12 protein-coding genes are annotated in these 18709 nt (G+C 59.6%); 2 read left to right on the plus strand and 10 right to left on the minus strand.

The window, feature by feature from the left end; genetic code table 11:
• Positions 1–5 precede the first annotated feature (5 nt).
• From MMG91_RS00400 to MMG91_RS00430, 7 genes are all read right to left on the minus strand, one after another.
• The gene (locus MMG91_RS00400) at positions 6–2963 is read right to left on the minus strand and encodes an autotransporter domain-containing protein (RefSeq protein WP_310658713.1); all 2958 of its coding nucleotides are present in this window, start codon (positions 2961–2963) and stop codon (positions 6–8) included.
• A gap of 121 nt (positions 2964–3084) precedes the next feature.
• Positions 3085–4449: a TolC family outer membrane protein gene (locus MMG91_RS00405; protein ID WP_310658355.1), complete on the minus strand. Its 1365-nt coding sequence runs from the start codon at positions 4447–4449 to the stop codon at positions 3085–3087.
• A 2-nt stretch (positions 4450–4451) separates the two neighbouring features.
• On the minus strand, positions 4452–5801 hold the full coding sequence (locus MMG91_RS00410) for an HlyD family type I secretion periplasmic adaptor subunit (RefSeq protein ID WP_305449686.1): 1350 nt from the start codon (positions 5799–5801) through the stop codon (positions 4452–4454).
• On the minus strand, positions 5798–7585 hold the full coding sequence (locus tag MMG91_RS00415) for a type I secretion system permease/ATPase (protein WP_310658356.1): 1788 nt from the start codon (positions 7583–7585) through the stop codon (positions 5798–5800). Before MMG91_RS00415 ends, MMG91_RS00410 begins: the two co-directional genes overlap by 4 nt.
• A gap of 211 nt (positions 7586–7796) precedes the next feature.
• Positions 7797–8219 carry an AprI/Inh family metalloprotease inhibitor gene (locus tag MMG91_RS00420; RefSeq protein WP_310658357.1) on the minus strand — a complete coding sequence of 141 codons (423 nt, stop codon included), beginning with the start codon at positions 8217–8219 and terminating at the stop codon, positions 7797–7799.
• Positions 8220–8286: 67 nt separating this feature from the next.
• Positions 8287–9744: a serralysin family metalloprotease gene (locus MMG91_RS00425; protein ID WP_310658358.1), complete on the minus strand. Its 1458-nt coding sequence runs from the start codon at positions 9742–9744 to the stop codon at positions 8287–8289.
• Positions 9745–10230: 486 nt separating this feature from the next.
• A complete protein-coding gene (locus tag MMG91_RS00430; RefSeq protein ID WP_310658359.1) occupies positions 10231–11637 on the minus strand; it encodes an FAD-dependent oxidoreductase in 1407 nt (468 codons plus the stop codon).
• A 443-nt stretch (positions 11638–12080) separates the two neighbouring features.
• Between MMG91_RS00430 and MMG91_RS00435 the strand changes: the two genes are divergently transcribed.
• Entirely contained in the window at positions 12081–12356 is a 276-nt protein-coding gene (locus MMG91_RS00435) for a DUF1652 domain-containing protein (RefSeq protein ID WP_305449682.1), read from the plus strand.
• 120 nt (positions 12357–12476) lie between these two features.
• Here MMG91_RS00435 and MMG91_RS00440 read toward each other — a convergent pair whose 3' ends face one another.
• From MMG91_RS00440 to MMG91_RS00450, 3 genes are all read right to left on the minus strand, one after another.
• Complete coding sequence (locus MMG91_RS00440) at positions 12477–13658, minus strand: cystathionine gamma-synthase (RefSeq protein WP_310658360.1); 1182 nt, start codon at positions 13656–13658, stop codon at positions 12477–12479.
• A complete protein-coding gene (locus MMG91_RS00445) occupies positions 13655–15031 on the minus strand; it encodes a cystathionine beta-synthase (RefSeq protein WP_310658361.1) in 1377 nt (458 codons plus the stop codon). Before MMG91_RS00445 ends, MMG91_RS00440 begins: the two co-directional genes overlap by 4 nt.
• Before the next feature lie 212 nt (positions 15032–15243).
• Entirely contained in the window at positions 15244–17718 is a 2475-nt protein-coding gene (locus MMG91_RS00450) for a UvrD-helicase domain-containing protein (RefSeq protein WP_310658362.1), read from the minus strand.
• A 279-nt stretch (positions 17719–17997) separates the two neighbouring features.
• Here MMG91_RS00450 and MMG91_RS00455 point away from each other — a divergent pair, with 279 nt between their 5' ends.
• Positions 17998–18693, plus strand: coding sequence for a pirin family protein (locus MMG91_RS00455; RefSeq protein ID WP_310658363.1), 696 nt, complete (start codon positions 17998–18000; stop codon positions 18691–18693).
• The last annotated feature ends 16 nt before the right edge of the window (positions 18694–18709 follow it).

Consider the following 18709-nt stretch of genomic DNA (forward strand, 5'->3'; position numbering starts at 1 on the left):
TGCGACTAAAACTGCCAATTGAGACTCAGCCCGACCCCGTGGCTCTTCTCGCGGCTGGCCAGTTGGCCGGTGTAATCGAGGTTCAACCGAACATCCCGGCTCAAAGCCAGGCTGGCATGGGCACCCACCAGCGCCGCATCGCGAACCAGTGGCGAGCTTTCCACCGCGAACGGAGTGCCACCGCTGGCAAACGCCAGGTGTTCTTCGGAATCGGTGTTGCTCAGGTTGTGCTGCCAGCCGAGGCTGCCGCTCAGGTCCAGCTGTTGCTGGCCGGACAGCCTCACCGTTTTCAGTGCGCGTACGCCCAGGGTGCTGAGCACCGCGTCACGTTGGTCGCCACTGCTTTTGAGCGCGGCGCCGTCACCTATTTCGGTGAAGCCCTCGGTGTCGAGGTGCACGTAAGCCAGATTGGCGAACGGTTCCAAAGCCAGTGCTTGCAGGTTCAGGCGATACGCTGCCTCGCCGAATACTTGGGTAGTCCCGGCATCGACTTTGGCTTTCTGTTTGGCGCTGACGTCACCGTATTGCAGGTCACGTTTGACGTCGGCCCGATGCCAGCTGTAGGCACCGCCGGCACTCAGGCGCCAGGCGCCCATTTCGTGGCCGGCATAGGCACCCAGGTGATAACTGTCGACCTGCGCTGATGAATGCGTTCCAGAGCCCATGCTGACCGAGCTGTCGCTGTAACCGGCGACCAGGCCCACACGGGTTTGGTCATCCACCGCGCCATCGACACCCGCCAGCAAACCGCCAATCGATGTGGTGTAGCCGGCAGTGTCGTGACTGTCATCGGTCTTGCCCCAAGCGCCCAACGCTTTGATCCAGCCATTGCTTCGGGAACCGTCGGCTTCATTGAGACGCTCACCGACCGCATCGCGCAGATAACGGCTGTCATTGATCAACACCGAGCCCAGCGCCGGGTAGATTTCCCCCGACAACTGCTGGAACGCTTGTTGCGCTGAACTGGCGGTCGGCGACAGCAGCAGGCTTTCGTAGACGGCGTTCCCCGCGCCAAGCCCTTCCGCTGCGGCCGCGACGGAACGCTGATTCGGCGTTTGCCCGACGCTGGCGAAGGTTGTGGCGTTACGCTCCACGCTCAGCTGAATGCCGGTCGCGGCGTAGTCGAGGCTGCCGCCGATGAACAGATAGTTGGGCAATACCGCGCCGAACTGGCCCTGAATCCCGCCCGCCGCTTGCAGGATGTTGTATTGATTGCCCAGCAGGCTTTGCACTTGTTGGGTGCTGAGCAAGGTCGGGCTGTTTTCCAGGGACAGGCTCACGGTAGCGCCGCTGATTGTCGCCGTACCGCCGGCAATAATCTGGTCGCTGCTGGTGGGTGACAGTTCGACGGCATAGGTCGAACCCGGTGCAAATGTCACATCGCCGCTGACTTGCAACGTACCTATGGAGTTACCAGGCGCCACGGTGCCGCCGGCATTGGCATTCAAGGCGGCGACTCGTCCGTTACCGCCGAGGGTGCCGCTGTCATTGACAGTCACCGTCGATGTCAGCGAGCCGTTTACCGCCAGCAAACCACCGTTGACCGTGGTCGGGCCGCGATAAGTGTTGTCGCCAGTGAGCATCAACCGTCCGGCCCCGGACTTGATCAGGCTGCCTTCGTAGACTCGGTTGGCGGCGGCGGAGTCGCGAGCTGTGCCCACCGCGTAATCGGTCTGATCCTGCTGACTGGCGCCGGCCGGGACACCGTTTTCCCAGCCCTTGTCCTTCAACGTCTGTTGCCAGGCGCTGTGTTCGGCGGCGTCTTCGGCCTGACGTTGAATCAGCGCCTTGTCCGAAATGTCATTGCTCCAGACATCGCTTTGCCCGGCTGCCAGATTGGCGTCAAACGCCCCGAGCAATTGCCCCGGTCCGCGCATCGCCCGTTCGAGGTTGGCCACGCCCCAACCGATGCGCGTACTCGGTGCGTTGGTGATTGAGCCGTCGAGCTGCGTAGCGGTGGTCAGCAGCACCTCCAGCGCCTGCTGATTATTCATGTACGGATAGCGTTCCATCACCAGCGCCAGAGCCCCGGTGGCATGCGGCGCGGCCATGGAGGTGCCGGATTTGATCGCGTAACCGCCGCCGGGAATGGTGCTGTCGATCTTCGCCCCCGGGGTGGTGATGCACCAATACTTGGCGATCCCGCACTGGTTGTATTTCTGCTGATTGCTTTGATCCAGCCCCGACACTGCCAGCCAGTGGCCTTCCAGGTCCGGCTGAAAGTACGGCAAGGCCGAACGCACGCTGGCATTCGGGTAACCGCTGTTGCCGGCGCTGAACACGTTGATCACCCCACGGCGCGAAACGTCGGCGGCAGCATCAAGCCAGGTGCCTTTGTTCCAGTGCTGGGCGTAAGCGGCGTGCAGGTCGTCGAGGGTTCGGTAACTGACGTCCTTCGGCTGGCTGCCCCAGCTGTTGTTGATCGCGCGCACGCCAGCATCTGCCAGGGCGTTATAGACCGCTGTGAAATAGCGCGGGTCGGGGCTGGGGCCGAACAGGAAACTGTCGTTCTTGTTGGTGTTGCCGACGTAGATTTGCGCGTTGTACGCCACGCCGTGCATACCGCTGCCATCACGGGAAGCACCCATGGTGCCGGTGACGTGGGTGCCGTGGGAGTCGTTGTTGGTGTTGAGCGTGCCGTCGACATTGAACGCCGAGCCGTCGACATAGCTGCCGCTGGCCGTCACCGCGTGATAACGCTCTGCGGCAAATTCGGGATGGCTGGAATCGAAACCGGAATCCAGCGCGCCGATTTTCACCCCCTTGCCGGTGATGCCGGCGGCATAGGCTTGATCAGCCTGCATGCGCGCCAGGCCCCAATCGCGCTGGAACTCCGTCGAGCGCCAACTGGCGGGGTCGCCGGGTTTGCCGGTTTCCAGATAAAGCGCCTGGGCTGGGCCTGGTACTGATGAAATCAGGAGCAATAGCGCGCCGACCGACATCGGCTTGATCTGTACGTCCATGTTCATGACTCTCGCTTTTTTGGCGTTTTTAGAGTTGTAGGCCCCGGTCCAGGGCTCGGTGTTGCAAAACACCCTGTAGCAGCTGCCGAACGCAGCCTTCGGCAGCTGCTACAGGGTTAAATCATTGAGCCCTCGGGCCTTGTCCGAAGGCCTCATCCACCTTGGCCAGATCCTGCTCGCTCAAGGTCCCTGCGTAGTAATGCAACTTGGTCCAGGCCATCAAATAGTCGTAGCGCGCCTGAGCCAGATCCCGGCGGGTGGTAAACAGTTGTTGTTCGGCATTCAACGCATCGAGGCTGACCCGTTCGCCGCCCAAAATGCTTTGCTTGGTCGAGACCACCAGCGCTTCGGCCGACGTCAACGCCTTCTGATAAGCCCGCAATTTATTGACCCCCGACAGACAGGCGCTGAACTGACGGCGCAACTGGATCAAGGTTTCCCGGGTCTTGCCGTCCAGCTCGTACTCGGCCTGTTCCATGGTGCGGCTGGCCTGACGGGTCGAGGCCGAGACCCCGCCACCGGCATACAGCGGCACGTTGACTTCGATGCCGATGGTGTTGGTGTCGTAGCGCTGGTTATAGGTGTTGCCGCTTTCCGATTCGTTCTGGCGCACCGAGGCGTAGGCACTGACTTTTGGCAGGTGGCCGGCGCGGTTGCGTTCGACTTCATAGCGCGCCACTTCCACCGCCTGACGCTGGGAGGCCAGGTTCGGGTTGTTGGCCACCGCCATCTCGTGCCAGGTGTCGTAATTAGCCGGTTGCAGGGTGAAGGTCTGGAAGTTCTGATCCAGCGGCGTCAGGTCACCAATGTTGATGGCCGGCACGCCAACCAGTGCGCCGAGCTCGCGCAGGGCCGCGTCCTGTTCGTCGCGCGCCTCGATTTCCTCGGCGGTCGCCAGTTCGTAACGTGACTCGGCTTCGAGGATATCGGTGCGCGTGCCCTCGCCTTGGCGGAACATCTGCTCGTTCTGCTGAAACTGCTGCTCGAAGGCTTTTTTCTTGGCCCGTGCAATGTCGATCTGGTCCTGAGCGAACAGCGCCTTGGTGTAATTCTCCAACACGCGAACCAGCAGTTCCTGGCTCTTGCCACGAAAGTTTTCGTCGGCGAACAGCGATTGCGCCACGCCTTTGCGATACGCCGCATAAGCCTCGTAATCGAGCAGCGGCTGTTGCAGGGTCAAGGTCGAGCCGTAACTGCTGTAGTTGCGGTCCTCGGTGAAGTCTGGTCTCCCCTCATTAAGTTGAGTGACCTTGGAGGTGTTACGCCCCTTGTTGTAGTTGTAACCAATCCTGGGCAGCAGCCCGGCGCGGCCGATGGCACGGTTTTCAAGGCCTGCATCGCGCTCCTTGATGGCACCGAGGAACACCGGATCATTGCGTAACGCTTGCTCATAGATGTCGAAGGGCCCCATGGCCATCGTGCTGTTGCACGTCAGCAACGCCAGGGTCGCCGCGAGCAGGGAAAACTTATTCATACAGCCGAACATCCTTATTCCTCGGTCAACGCGGAGCCTGCCCGGTCGAGCAGCGGTTTGAACAAATAGTTGAGGAGTGAACGTTCACCGGTACGCACGAACATTTCTGCCGGCATGCCAGGTTTGATCACCAGACCGTTGAGTTTTTCCATGGCCTGGTCACTGACGCTGCTGCGCAGCACGTAATACGGCACACCGGTTTTCTCATCGACCATCTGGTCGGCGGAGATCAGGCTGACTTCACCGGGGACTCGCGGGGTACGGCTCTGGTTGAACGCGGTAAACAGAATGTCCACCGGCAAGTGCGTGCCGACCTTGTCGATCAGGTTGATCGGCAGGTGTCCTTCTACTTCCAGGCGGGTACCTTGCGGGACAATCTCCAGCAAGGTGTCGCCCTGACGCACCACGGCGCCCTCGGTGTGAACCCCAAGGTTGACGGCGATGCCGTCGGCGGTGGCGATGATTTCGCTGTGTTGCAGGTCGAAGCCGGCGGAAGTCAGTTGCTCTTCCAAGGTCACGCTTTTGAGCTGTGCGTCGGCCAGTTGGCTGCGGACTTCTTTTTGGTATTCCTCGCTGTGCTGTTGCAACTTCAGTCGGGATTCAAGGATGCCTTGCTCCACGCGGCCGCTTTCGCCGGTGTTCTCGGCCAGCTGTTGCTGCACTTGCGACAACTGACGCTGGTAATCCATCAAGCGGTTGCGCGGGATGTAGCCGTTGTCCGCCAAGGGCTGAAGATTGCTCAACTGTTGTTGCAGGGAACTGGCCTGGGCCGTCAGGTCGGTGCGCGCGCGGCGCATGCCGGCCAGTTGCGCGCTGGCGCCTTCGATGTTCGCGCGCAGGGCGGCATGTTCCCGGGAAAAGGCTTCGCGACGGCTGCTGAACAATTGCCGTTGGCCTTCGAGCACCAAGGCCAGACGCGGGTCAGGATCGTTGCTCAGCTCGGCGGGGAAATTCACCTGTTTGAGGTTATCCCGTTCACTCTGCCAGCGCGCCAGGCTGGCCCACGCCATGCGGTATTGCGCTTGCAGCGATTGCACGTCGGCCGCGACCTGGGTCTGGTCAAGGCGGAACAGCGGCTGGCCTTGCTTCACCACTTGTCCTTCGCGCACCAGAATCTGGCTGACTACGCCGCTGCTCATCGATTGCACGGCTTTGCGCTTGCCCGAGACCACCACGGTCCCCTGCACCGGAATACCTTGATCGAGCGGCGCGAGGCTCGCCCATGTGAAGAAACTGCCGGCACCGACAATCGCCAGAATCCAGCCCATGCGAGCGAAGAAACGCGCATCGCGCTCAGGACGTTCGGCGATGTAGTCGTGTTCCATGGTCGCTTCGCTGTCGTCGTTCATGCGTGTGCTGCTCATACACCCGAATTCCTTGTCGTGGGCTGATACTGCCGGCTCATGCTGAGCCCCCCCGGTGCTTGCGCAGGTTTTTCACGTTGTTGTTCCTGGGCGCCTGACGGGTTACCGGCCAGCGCCTTGAGCACTTCCTGGCTTGGGCCGAAGGCCTGCAAGCGACCTTCGTTGAGCACCAGCAACTTGTCGGCCTGGGCCAGGGCTGAAGAGCGATGGGTGACCAGAATCACGCTGGTGCCCCGGGCCTTCATGTGCGCGATGGCGCCGGCCAGTGCCGCTTCGCCGACGGTGTCGAGGTTGGAGTTCGGTTCATCCAGCACCACCAGACTCGGATTGCCGTACAGCGCGCGAGCCAGGGCCACACGCTGTTTCTGACCACCGGACAAACCGCTGCCGTCCTCGCCGAGCACAGTGTCGTAGCCTTGCGGCATGCGCAGGATCAGTTCATGTACGCCAGCCTGGCGCGCGGCTTCGACGACTTTTTGCGGATCCGCCTCACGGAATCGGGCGATGTTTTCGGCGATGCTGCCACTGAACAGTTCGATGTCCTGGGGCAGATAACCGATGTAAGGGCCAAGGTCATCGCGGTTCCAGCGATGAATGTCCGCGCCGTCGAGGCGCACCGTGCCGCCCAACGTTGGCCAGACGCCGACCAGCACCCGGGCCAGGGTCGATTTACCCGAGCCGGAAGCCCCGAGCACGCCCAGCACTTCGCCGGCGCCGAGGTTGAAATTGACCATGTGCAAGGTGGCTGCCCGTTGCCCTGGCGGGCCGGCGCTGACTTGCTCGAAGGTGATCTGACCTTTCGGCGCCGGCAACGCCATGGCCTCCTCAGTCGGTGGATAGGCTTGCAGCAAGGCGTCTAGACGGCGGTAAGCGAGTTTGGCGCCGCTCCACTGTTTCCACACGGCGATCAACTGATCGATGGGGCTCAGTACCCGGCCCATCAGGATCGAACCTGCGATCATCATCCCGGCGGTCATGTCACCCTGGATCACCAGCAAGGCGCCCAGCCCCAGCACCAGGGATTGCAGGCACAGGCGCAGGGTTTTGCTCAGAGAGCTGATGACCGCGCCAGTGTCGCTGGCCTGATTCTGCAAGCCGAGAAAACGCGAGTGCACCTGAAACCAGCGCTTGCGCAAGACACCGAGCATGCCCATGGCCTGAATGGTTTCGGCGTTATGCAGGTGACTGGTGGCCAGTTGGCTGGACTTCTGGGAAAACCCTGCGGCTTCGCCCAAGGGCTTTTTGGTCATCGCCTCGTTGAGGCAGGCCAGCCCGATCAGCAGTACCGCGCCTGCGGTGGCCAATACACCGAGCCAGACGTTGAACAGAAAGATCACAAACAAATAGACCGGAAACCACGGCGCATCGAAGAAGGCAAACAGCGCCGGGCCGGTGACGAATTGGCGAATATGGGTCAGGTCGCCCAGGGATTGCCCCGCGTTGCCCTCGCCCTTGAACAGGTTGCGCTCGAAAGCGGCTTGATACACCCGCAGGTTGAAACGACGCTCCAGTTGGCTGCCGATACGGATGACAATGAAGCTACGCACGATCTCCAGCAGACCGATAAAAGCGAAAAACCCGACCACCATCAACGACAACATCGCCAGTGTGGTTTCGTTTTGCGAAGACAGTACCCGGTCATAGACCTGAAGCATATAAATCGACGGGACCAACATCAGCACATTAATCAGTGCGGTAAAACACCCGACACTGATCAGGATGCTTTTATAGTCGCCCAGTGCCTTGAATAACGGTGCGGTGGCCGGGCTCTTCGCCATCTTCATTGGTTTTTCCTGAGGTATTAATCCTCGCCTTACTTGGCGAGGTTCCAATTAACTGTCCGCACATGGCCGAGACGTTCTTTTGCCGGTTATCGCTTACACATTAATAACAACTCTTTGTGTTCTTCAAAGAGCTCCGGTTATTGATCTGCTGCTTATAACGGCAATAACGAGCTTTATATTCAGCGACTGATACCGGTCCGGCATTTTTCACTTACTGCGCTGCGCGCTCGAGCGTAATGATCAGACCTGACTTCAAAGTGCTTTTATAAAGCCCCTCATGCTGTCGGCTGAAAAACACAATTCTTGAGCCTTCTTTACCGGTCACGGCGATGCCATCCGGTTCCGGGAACCAGCCAATCGCCGACTCGTTCAGCCAGGCGCCGAGGCAGTCGGCGCCCTCACCCAGCGTCTGGTTCAATTTGAGCTCGATCGAGCAGACATTCGACGGCTTGTCCTGCAGCGCCTGGGACTCGGGCGAGTCTTGCGCGGTATTCAAGGTGGCCTGCCATTTCCCGGCGAGCTCCGACGGATCGGCCAGTTTCAGACTGCGTGCCATGGCTACATCTCCAAGAAACATCATCAGCGTCGCCAACAGCCACGCGGTTGCTTTGTAGGTAAAAGCGTTCTGGATCATAGGGCGTTTTACTCTGGATCGGGGCAGAGAGCGGCGCGTCAAGCGCCGCCCTCCTTTATGCCTTGAATCAGGCCACGATGTCCGAGAACGTCGCCTGGCCAACAGTGCTGACCAGGAAGTCAGCCACGCCGTGCCCGGAGAAGTCCACCGACAACAGGCTGTTACCGCCCGAAGTGGTCAATACCGCATCGCCTGCCGCACCGGTGAACGAATTCACGAAGTGCAGGCCTGCGCCATTGGTGATGCCGGTCAGGTCGATCTTGTCCAGGCCACTGACAAAATCGAGGATCTGGTCGACGGCACCTGGCTTGGAGTCGCTGCTGGCCGCGAACACAAAGGTGTCCGAACCCGAACCGCCCCACAGTTTGTCCGAACCGCCCGCGCCGAAGAGGATGTCGTTGCCGGCACCGCCCTTCAGCTCGTTGGCCACGCTGTTACCGATCAGCAGGTCGCTACCCGAACCGCCAGTCGCGTTCTCGACGGTGACACCTTTGGCGATGGACACGTTACCCACCATGCCGCCAACGTCGGAGAACGAGGCTTCATTGAGGTTGATCTTCTGGTTTTGGGTAAAGCCGGAGAAGTCCAGGGTGTCCTTGCCGCCCGCATCCCAGACCGAGAACACGACTTTGTCCGACGACGAAGACGCGCTCAGGAAATCGCGACCGGCGTTAGAGTTGAAGCCGTAGGTGGTGTCACCGGTACGGGTGGTGGTGTTGGCACCGTAGAGTTTCTGAATGGCGGCGATATCATCCATCAGCGGGCCGGACGCATAGGCTTCCACACCGCCCTTGCTGAAGTTCTGGTCGGTATTGCTTTCGCTCCAGTAACTCATGAGGCTGTAACCGCGGGTGTCCTCGCCGTAGGTCGCGTCGTTGTAGGTCGGCGCACCTTCACCGGCGTTGTAGTCGCCAGGGTGAGCCAGGCCCAGGGAATGACCGATTTCATGGGTCAGGGTCTGACGACCGTAGTTGTTCAGGTCCGGTGTCTTGTTGACGTTATAGCCACTGCCCGTCAGATACCACGAAGTACCGTCATAACCTGGACCCGTGCCTGGCAGGTAGGCGAATGCCGCCGCGCCATCCTGACCACCACTGTAGTTACCGAAGGTCATGTGACCGTCGCCGCCAAACGACTTTTCGGTGAAGGTGACATTGGCCACGTCGGCCCAGGATTGCATGGCGAGCACGGCCTGGGCTTTCTGTTGCGTATTGAACTGGCTGAACCCGGTAATGCCGTGCTTGTTCATGGTGCTCGACGAAGCCGAGGTCAGGAACGTGTAGGTGAGTTCGATTTTGCCGCTGCCGTCCTTGTCCTGGTAGGCAGCGCCGTCACGCAGCAGTTGGGTAGCTGCCTCGTCGACGGAGAAGGAGGGTTTGCCATTGACCGTGAGATTGCCACCCCGATCATATTGATGGCTGAAACTATCGATCTGGTTGTAGGCGGAACTGGGTGCAGCCAGCGCCTGGAATGGCGCAAAGCCCTGTTCGGCAAGATCAATAGCGTTGTCTTTTACTTTCGACATAAACACACTTCCTTGTTTAGCAATGGAACAGTTTTTGTCCGATACGACAATCTCTGGCGAGATCGTCCTATCACTCGCCCAATGAAGGCGTATAAAAACTGACACAATTCGAAATCAAACGTCTACATTTTTTTTGACGTCAAATTGAGCGGTTCCGGCGAACTCCAGTAAACAGTGCGTGTGCTGTCGAAATATAGTTTTTAGTTGAAGGTTTTAGCCGGATTGTCTGACAATATGCTATCTAAATATTAAATAGTGGTAAGTTGTTTTTCTGTAGATGAGCTCACATTTTTCTGAACTTATTAATATAAGTGCCAGCGCATTGCCATCAAATAAATTAAACGACCAGTTAGTTGTAGACAGCCACGCAGATGTCACCGTTGGCCAAGTCGCTGGTGCTGTTTCTTTTTATTGGAGAGCTGCCGGGCAATCAGAAGATCAAAAATCATGGTCTTGCGCACGGGCAGCAACTCAGAGCGTCGCCGTTTAGCGCATGAACCCTTCCATGAACCCCGCGACCCGACTGGCCAGTTTGCGACGCCAGGGCGCGGTGGCCGGGTTGGCCAGGGTCTGGTCTTCGTGGACGAAGCAGCGGATGATCGCGTTGTAGCCCAACCAGCGGCAGGGCTCGGGTTCCCAAGCCTTGAGCGCGTCAAGACCGCCCTGAGGAATGACCCACGGCTGGCGGACCAACTCGGTATCCCGTTCGAGAATCAGGTCGGCCAAGGTTCGCCCTCCGAGGTTGCTGGCACCCACGCCCTCCCCGCCATAACCGCCGGACAAGGCGATGCCGCTGGCTCGATCGCAGAGCATGTGCGGCTTGAAGCGCCGGGACATGCCCAGGTTGCCGCCCCAGGCATGGGTAATTCGTACGTTCTTGAGCTGCGGAAAAAGTTCGCTGAACAGGTAGCGCCGCAACTCTACTTCGCTGGTGGTCAGGTCGAAGTCATGGCGCAACTTGCCAGCAAATTGATAGCCACCACGGGCACCAAATACCAAGCGGTTATCCGCCGTGCGCTGGCCATAGGTGACTTGACGGCTGCTTTCGCTGAAGGCTTGCCCACGACTGAGGCCGATTTCATCCCAGGTCGCGGCGGACAGCGGTTCGGTTGCCACCAGCAAACTCTGGACCGGTAATTGATAACGGCCCAACGGCGGCAATGTGACCGCATAACCTTCTACCGCCGGCACGATCCAGTGGCTGCGAACCTGAGCCTTGGCTGTACGCAAACTGCCCGACTGCCATTGAGTGACCGGGCTGTTCTCATAGATGTTGACCCCCATGCGCTCTACCGTCCGTGCCAGGCCTCGGACCAACTTTGCCGGGTGAATGGTCGCGACGTGCGGTGCATAGATACCGCCATAAGGTTTGGCAATTCTGATCTGTTGCGCCAATTGCTCGGGACTGAGCCAGTGGTAGTCGCTTTCGATCAGACCTTGGCGGTAGAGCGTGTCCAGATAATGGCGCAGGGTAGTTTCCTGCTCGGGATAACGCGCAGCGCAGTAAAGCACCCCGCCTTTGCGATAATCGCAGTCGATGCCTTCTCTATCGAGGACGATCGCAACTTCATCAGGGATGCCATGCAGCAGATCGAAAGAAGCACGGCGCTGTTCGGCCGGTAAATCGGCAAGCAAGCGATCTTCGCCCAACAGGTTGCCCATCAACCAGCCGCCGTTGCGGCCCGAAGCACCAAAACCCGCGATGTTTGCCTCGACGATGGCAATGTTCAGCCCCGGCGCCAGGCGCTTGAGGTAATACGCGGTCCAGAGCCCGGTGTACCCGGCGCCAATGATGGCCACGTCGACGTCCAGATCCTGCTCCAGCGGCGGGCGCGCCAGCAACGGCTCGTCGAGTTGATCCATCCACAAACTGATCGTGCGCCACGCCGACATGCAAAACTCCGCTACTCAAAACTTCGTTGGCGTCGATCCTAATGCGTGGGCTCAGGGATTGTCTTGCGCGCGTGCCCGCAAAAAAATTTGTTTGGCGTAAGCCCGTCCAGACGAATACGGTCCGAATGCTCCAGGGCTTCATCCGGATCGCGGGGCATGCTGTCGCACAGGACTCGACGAAAAAAAACCGAGCTTGCCGAAGCTCTGGCCAGGCTTCAATGCCCCCCGTGGAATGCCCCGGCCATATAAGCCTTTGGTCGAAAAATCCGTATCTCGTGATCTGCATCAAAAAAAATGAACCATTCGCCTAACGGACCGAAAAAATCCACATGATTTTCACATCTGGATGCTACTTTTAAAGTCAGTCACCGGTTGAGCCATTGAAGGCTCTTCCCTCCTAACATGAGCTAAAGGAAGCGCTCGATGAATAAGGTGGGCAACACATGAATCAAGGCACATTCAGTAAGGTCACTTTTCCAAATGCCTGCCAGCTGATGCGCTGGCATTTTCATCCCATGGGTTTCGAAGCGACCATGGATGCACCGGGCAGCATGGTTGCCCGCCTGTTCGATCGCGCCAGTGGCGAAACCATGATCGCCATTGCCGGCATTCCTTGCGCAACGGTTATGAATGCGGCGGATGTAGAACGAATTATCGAAGCTGTGGAAGACGAATTGGAGGCGTTCATTCCGCCGCAGGCTCTCAGAAGCTATGCCTGATGGTTGGCGTTCCACAAAACCTGTGGGAGCGGGCTTGCTCGCGAATGCGGTGTGTCAGGCAACATTAATGTCGCTGACACGCCCTCTTCGCGAGCAAGCCCGCTCCTACATGGATTGCGCTTAACTGATAGACATCAGGGCCTGGGCCAGATCGGCGCGCAGGTCTTCAACATCCTCCACCCCCACAGACAAACGCACCAGCGCATCGCTGATGCCGAGCTGCGCGCGGGTTTCTGCGGGGATGGTGGCGTGGGTCATGATCGCCGGGTGCTCGATCAGGCTTTCCACCCCGCCCAGGCTCTCGGCCAGGGCGAAGATCCGCACACTCTCCAGAAAACGTCTGGCACCCGCCAGGTCGCTGTTCAGCTCAAGGGAAATCATCCCGCCGAACCCACGCATCTGCCGCCGCGCCAGTTCGTGCTGCGGGTGCGATGGCAGGCCCGGATAATAGACGCGCGCCACCTGCGGCTGACGTTCCAGCCATTGCGCCAGCTCCAGCGCGTTGCTGCAATGGCGCTCCATGCGCAATGCCAAAGTCTTCACGCCACGCAGGGTGAGAAAAGCGTCGAACGGTCCGGCGATCGCCCCTACCGCGTTCTGCAGAAACCCCAGGCGCTCGCTCAGTTCGGCATTCTGCCCGACCACCGCGATGCCGCCGATCACGTCGGAGTGGCCGTTCAGGTACTTGGTGGTCGAGTGCAACACGATGTCGAAGCCCAGCTCCAGCGGCCGCTGGATCCACGGGCTGGCGAAGGTATTGTCCGCCACGCAGATGATGCCTCGCTCGCGACAGATCCGTGCGACGGCGGTGAGATCGGTGAGGCTTAGCAAAGGATTGCTCGGCGTCTCGACCCAAACCATGCGCGTGTCGTCCTGCAGCGCCGCTTCGAAGGTCGCCAGATCAGTCATATCGACAAAGCTGAAGCGATGCCCGGCGCTGCGCCGGCGTACCCGTTCAAACAGTCGGAAGGTTCCGCCGTACAGATCATTGCCAGAAACGATGTGCGCGCCAGCGTCGAGCAGTTCGAGCACCGTGGCGATCGCCGCCAGCCCGGAAGCGAAGGCGAAGGCCTGGGTACCGCCCTCGAGGTCCGCCACACAACGCTCCAACGCAAAGCGCGTCGGGTTGTGCGAGCGCCCGTAGTCGAAGCCCTTGTGCACACCCGGGCTCTGTTGCAGATAGGTGGAGTTGGCGTAAATCGGCGGCATCAGCGCCCCGGTGGACGGGTCCGGTGTCTGTCCGGCATGGATCACACGGGTGGCAAAGGCGCGTGGTTCGGCGGTGTCATCGTGCTGACTCATGCAAGGGATCTCCGTAGGTAATTGAGCATGTCGACGCGGGTAATCAGCCCGTGGAAAGCCGAGGCGTCCGCGATCATCGCCACCAATCCTCGGTCGAGCTTCGCCTCTAGCTCCGCCAGACTGGCGCCGGGCGGCAGGATTTCCAGCTTGCCAGTCATCGCACTGCTCACCGGCATACGGAAGTGTGAAGCGTCTTCGTGCACGCCAAGCAGAATGTCGGACTCGTCGATCACGCCGACCAGTCGCTGCCCGTCCACCAGCACCGGCAGTTGCGACACGTCCGCCAGGCGCATGCGTTGGAATGCGGTGAGCAGCGTATCGTCCGGGCCCACGCTGACCACCCGGCCATCCTCGAAGCGCCGCGCGATCAGGTCGCGCAAATCACCGTAGCGCTTGCGCGCAAGGAGCCCCTGATCGTTCATCCACTGGTCGTTGTAAACCTTCGACAGGTAGCGGGTGCCGGTGTCGCAGACGAAACTGACCACCCGCTTCGGCTCGGTTTGTTCGCGGCAGTAACGCAGCGCCGCTGCCAGCAATGTGCCGGTAGAGGAGCCGCCGAGAATGCCTTCCGCGCGCAACAGTTGGCGGGCATGATCGAAACTTTCCTCGTCGCTGATGGAGTAAGCCTTACGCACGCTGGACAGGTCAGCAATCGACGGAATGAAGTCTTCGCCAATGCCCTCCACCGCCCAGGAACCGGGCGTACCGAGGGTGCCGCTGCGGCTGTATTCGGCCATCACCGAGCCGACCGGATCGGCCAGCACCATTTCCAGATTCGGTTGTACGCGCTGAAAGAAACGGGTCAGCCCGGTCAGCGTGCCGGCCGAACCGACGCCGACCACGATGGCATCCACATCATGCTGAGTCTGCGCCCAGATCTCCGGAGCGGTACTGCACTCGTGGGCCAGCGGGTTGGCCGGGTTGTTGAATTGATCCGCGAAGAAGGCGTCGGGAATATCCTGCGCTAACCGCGCAGCGACGTCCTGGTAATAATCGGGATGGCCTTTGCCGACATCGGAGCGGGTGATGTGTACCTCGGCGCCCATGGCCTTGAGGTGCAGGACCTTCTCGGTGGACATCTTGTCCGGCACCACCAACACCACCCGATAACCCTTGGCCCGGCCGACCAAGGCCAGGCCCAGACCGGTATTGCCGGCGGTGGCCTCGACGATGGTGCCGCCAGGGCGCAGGCGACCATCGCGCTCGGCGGTGTCGATCATTGCCAGGCCGATGCGGTCTTTGATCGAGCCACCGGGGTTCTGCGATTCGAGTTTGAGAAACAGCGTGCACGGGCCGGTATCGAAGCGGCTGACACGCACCAGCGGCGTATTACCGATCAGTTCGAGCACGGCGGGACGGGAGTCGTTCGGCATGTCGTCACCTCGCTGCATGTATCCGCATTGGATGGACAGCGACCTGCGGCGAATCATTGCGCGCGAGTCGCAAGCAAAGCCTCGCCTTGGACCATAGGCCGGGATTGCGCCCCCCGCAACTTTTCGCAGTCAGCCGGTACTGCCCCTGTGGCGAGCAAGCTCGCTCGCCACAGGTTTTTCTGACTCAAGATTCTCAGTGAACAGCTTCAGGATCAGGCCGGCACTTTTCCCTGACGGTGATCCGCGAAGAACGCCTTGCCCTTGCCGATCCGGTCGGAGGCCTTGGGCATATTCGCAGCCGAGGTATCCTGGCCATCGACATACCAGTAGCAATGGCTGACTGCCCGGGTGATGCCCACGTAAGCCAGCCGCAATATCTCGTCTTTCTGTGCGCTGTCGTAAGCTTCGCTATCCCCAGGCTTGCCGAGCCCGGCCATGCGATAGACCTGGTTCTTGTAGGGTGAACTGGTCAGATGCTGGCAATCGCCCAGCAAAAATACCGCATCAGCCTGCAGGCCCTTGGCGCTGTGATAGGTCAGTTGTTTGAGCCGCCGAGCGTCGTACGACAAGCTAGAATCCACATTAACTACAGATTGAATATGCTCTTCAATCAACGACTTATCGCTGCTTTTTCGATAAAGCATCAAAATTGAATCGCCCTTTCTATAGTGCTCGATCAGGCGCTGGGCCATGCCTTGGTCATCCCGATCGAGAACATTCACCGGCAGCAACGCCTTGGGCTCACCGCTGGCCTTGGCCTTCTTGCCGGCGATCGCCGGTGCCGCGCGGACAATGTGCTCCGCCGCGTCGATGATGTGCTGATGGCTGCGGTAATTGTCGCTGAGCATCACTTTGGTCGTGGTCGGCGACGGGAATTCCTTGTTGAACTCCATAAAGTAAGTCGGCGAACTGCCGCGCCAGCCATAGATGGACTGCCAGTCATCGCCGACGCAAAGCAATGACGAACGTTGCGCCCCGCGCCCCACATGCATGGCCGGTCCGCGACTGCGGATCTCCGCCAGGCTGGCGCGAATCCACGAAACGATCTGCGGCGACACGTCCTGAAACTCGTCGATCATCAAGTGCGACATCGGCCTGAGCAGCTCATCGCTCAGCAGCTTGAGATTCTCCGGCGAATGCTCGCTGAACAGCGCGAACATCCGGTTGTAGGTCATCACCGGTGGCGATTGATCCAGCAAATGATCTTCCAGCGCTCGCCAGAACAGGCTCAAGGCCTCAAAGAAAAACCGGTCCGGGTCATCCTTGGCGAAGCTCATCTGGCCTACGGCATTCGGCACATCCAGGCCGAGGTTTTCAATAAACCCGGCCGCCGCGACAAAACAGTCCAGCAACGGCGCGGAGCCGAGCTCGCCCTTGACCTTGTAATCGAAGCCCGGTCCGGCGCTGGCGTCTCCGGCAAGCGATGCCAAAACACGCTTTGAAGACTCATAACTATCCAGCCATATCAAAGGCTTACGACAGAAAGCTTGAAACAACGTGCGCTTTACCGCCCATTCTGCGCGCACCGAAAGCTTGGCATTCGGACGGCTCACCTGGGGATTTTCCCGGGGATCGAAACCCAGCACCACCCAGGCGTCGAGCGTCGGAATGTAGCCGTGGCAATGAAAGGTCGAGCCGTTGATGTCGAAGGTTTGACGATTCGGTTCGATGCCCTTGATCGGCCAGGCACCGGCGCGAAACCACAAGTCTTCGATTGTGTCGCACAGTTCTTCATCACGCTTGGCGGCCAATTCAGTCACCGCCATACGCTTCTGCACGTCCGGGTGATCACGCTCCAGCTCCTTGAGCTGCAAGGCATGGCGAGACAGAGGTTTGATCAGTTCGCGAAAGCGCTCATCGCGATTGTACAGGCTGTGATAACAGGCATTGAGTTGCTGACGCTGGGCGTCGTTGATGCGCAGGTCAAAGGGATTGCTGTCGACCTCCTCATCGCCGCCTTGCACGCGGTGACTGAGGTTTTCGAAAGCTTGCAGCCGCTCGAAACCCGGCAGGCTGCGGACCATCGGCAGGATGCGCGAATGGAAAGTGCGCACCAGGTCGCGCGCTTCTTTAAGACTGATTCCCCGGCCCCAGACTGCAAACAGTTCGATCAGCTTGTTGATGAAGTCCTTGCGCGATTCGCGGGTGAAAGTCACCACGGTCATCGAGCTCAACTCAAACCCCAAGTAATGGCTGAGCAGCAGAATTCGCAACACCAGGGTAGTCGACTTACCCGCGCCCGCCCCGGCGATCACCGAGGTCGACGGTGTGTCACTAAAAATCATCTTCCACTGGGCAGCGCTTGGCTGGGCATGCGCTGGCAGCAGTCGCGCCACGTCGGCCTTCATGCGCTTCTTCAGCTCAGCACTCAATGGCAGCCGCCAATCGTCGAACAGATTGTCATCGACGTTGGGCGGTCGATGCTCGGTTGAGCGCGAGTCGCGAATCAACAGAACCTGCCGACCTTCTTCCAGCCCCTCGAGCTTGCCTTCCTTATAGCCGTACTCCACACCGGCGCTGTGGCCGCTGCGAAAACCGTCGGCTTGCCCGTGCAGCCAGGACGCACGGTGTTGCGCGCGCAGACGGGTAAGGCCATGGCCAAAGAACCGGGCGGCCAAGCGCTTGAACAAAGGCATCTCGGCCAAGGGACGAAGTTCGGGGGGAAGATCGGGGGTGTGTTGCGGCACGCTGACGGACTCCAGGGTGTGAGGCTGTTGAGGGCTATGGTGTCTGCATTTGTCGTTGAGTTCTAGTGAAATGCTTACAGGTCATTGGCTTATGCGATGAACTGAAGGCTGGATGAGAATGTTTCGAGGTTATTTGATATCAACTAATTCGATTGTATTGAGGCATTTTTTACGCTTTTTATCGATGATTGCCTGATAGATGATGCTCGCCATCAACCACCGGTTCTCGTTTGTGGCTCAGGCGTTCTGCCCCATGACGAACCTTTTCAGGAGACGATCATGCTTGAACTCAGACCCTTCAACTCGCTCGGCGGCGCGCACCATGGCTGGTTGGATGCCCATCACCACTTTTCGTTCGCCGAGTACTACGACCCCAAACGCATGAACTGGGGCAACCTGCGGGTGTGGAACGATGATGTGATTGCCCCAGGTACCGGCTTCCCGCAACACCCGCACCGGGACATGGAAATCATCACCTACGTTCGTGAAGGCGCAATTACCCACCAAGACAACCTCGGTAACAAGGGCCGCACCGAAGCAGGCGATGTACAGGTCATGAGCGCCGGCACCGGAATCGCTCACAGCGAATACAACCTGGAAGCAACCGAGACCCGGATCTTTCAGATCTGGATCATTCCCAACAAAGTCGGTTCGGCACCGTCGTGGGGCGCCAAGCCGTTCCCCAAAGGCGAGCGCGAAGGATTCGTGACCCTGGCCAGCGGCAAGGTTGGCGATGATCAAAGCCTGCACATTCGAGCCGATGCGCGTCTGGTGGCGGCGAACCTGAAGGCCGGTGAATCCGCGGAGTATCATCTGGACAGCGGCCGCTGTGCTTACCTGGTTCCGGCCACGGGTGTCATTGAAGTCAATGGCTTGCGTGCACAAGCTCGAGACGGTGTCGCGATTGCCGATGAGCAGGTGTTGCGCGTGACCGCGATTGAGGACAGTGAGATTGTGTTGGTGGATGTGGCTTGATGCGTTAAATGCGGGA

The sequence above is a fragment of the Pseudomonas sp. JL3 genome (genome assembly GCF_031570575.1).
GTDB classification, from domain to species: Bacteria; Pseudomonadota; Gammaproteobacteria; order Pseudomonadales; family Pseudomonadaceae; genus Aquipseudomonas; species Aquipseudomonas cucumis.

Bases quoted from the DNA above. Each gene is read 5' to 3' on its own strand.
- MMG91_RS00400 (WP_310658713.1), bottom strand. From the start codon at position 2,963: ATGGACGTACAGATCAAGCCGATGTCGGTCGGCGCGCTATTGCTCCTG.
- MMG91_RS00405 (WP_310658355.1), bottom strand. From the start codon at position 4,449: ATGTTCGGCTGTATGAATAAGTTTTCCCTGCTCGCGGCGACCCTGGCG.
- MMG91_RS00410 (WP_305449686.1), bottom strand. From the start codon at position 5,801: ATGAGCAGCACACGCATGAACGACGACAGCGAAGCGACCATGGAACAC.
- MMG91_RS00415 (WP_310658356.1), bottom strand. From the start codon at position 7,585: ATGAAGATGGCGAAGAGCCCGGCCACCGCACCGTTATTCAAGGCACTG.
- MMG91_RS00420 (WP_310658357.1), bottom strand. From the start codon at position 8,219: ATGATCCAGAACGCTTTTACCTACAAAGCAACCGCGTGGCTGTTGGCG.
- MMG91_RS00425 (WP_310658358.1), bottom strand. From the start codon at position 9,744: ATGTCGAAAGTAAAAGACAACGCTATTGATCTTGCCGAACAGGGCTTT.
- MMG91_RS00430 (WP_310658359.1), bottom strand. From the start codon at position 11,637: ATGTCGGCGTGGCGCACGATCAGTTTGTGGATGGATCAACTCGACGAG.
- MMG91_RS00435 (WP_305449682.1), top strand. From the start codon at position 12,081: ATGAATCAAGGCACATTCAGTAAGGTCACTTTTCCAAATGCCTGCCAG.
- MMG91_RS00440 (WP_310658360.1), bottom strand. From the start codon at position 13,658: ATGAGTCAGCACGATGACACCGCCGAACCACGCGCCTTTGCCACCCGT.
- MMG91_RS00445 (WP_310658361.1), bottom strand. From the start codon at position 15,031: ATGCCGAACGACTCCCGTCCCGCCGTGCTCGAACTGATCGGTAATACG.
- MMG91_RS00455 (WP_310658363.1), top strand. From the start codon at position 17,998: ATGCTTGAACTCAGACCCTTCAACTCGCTCGGCGGCGCGCACCATGGC.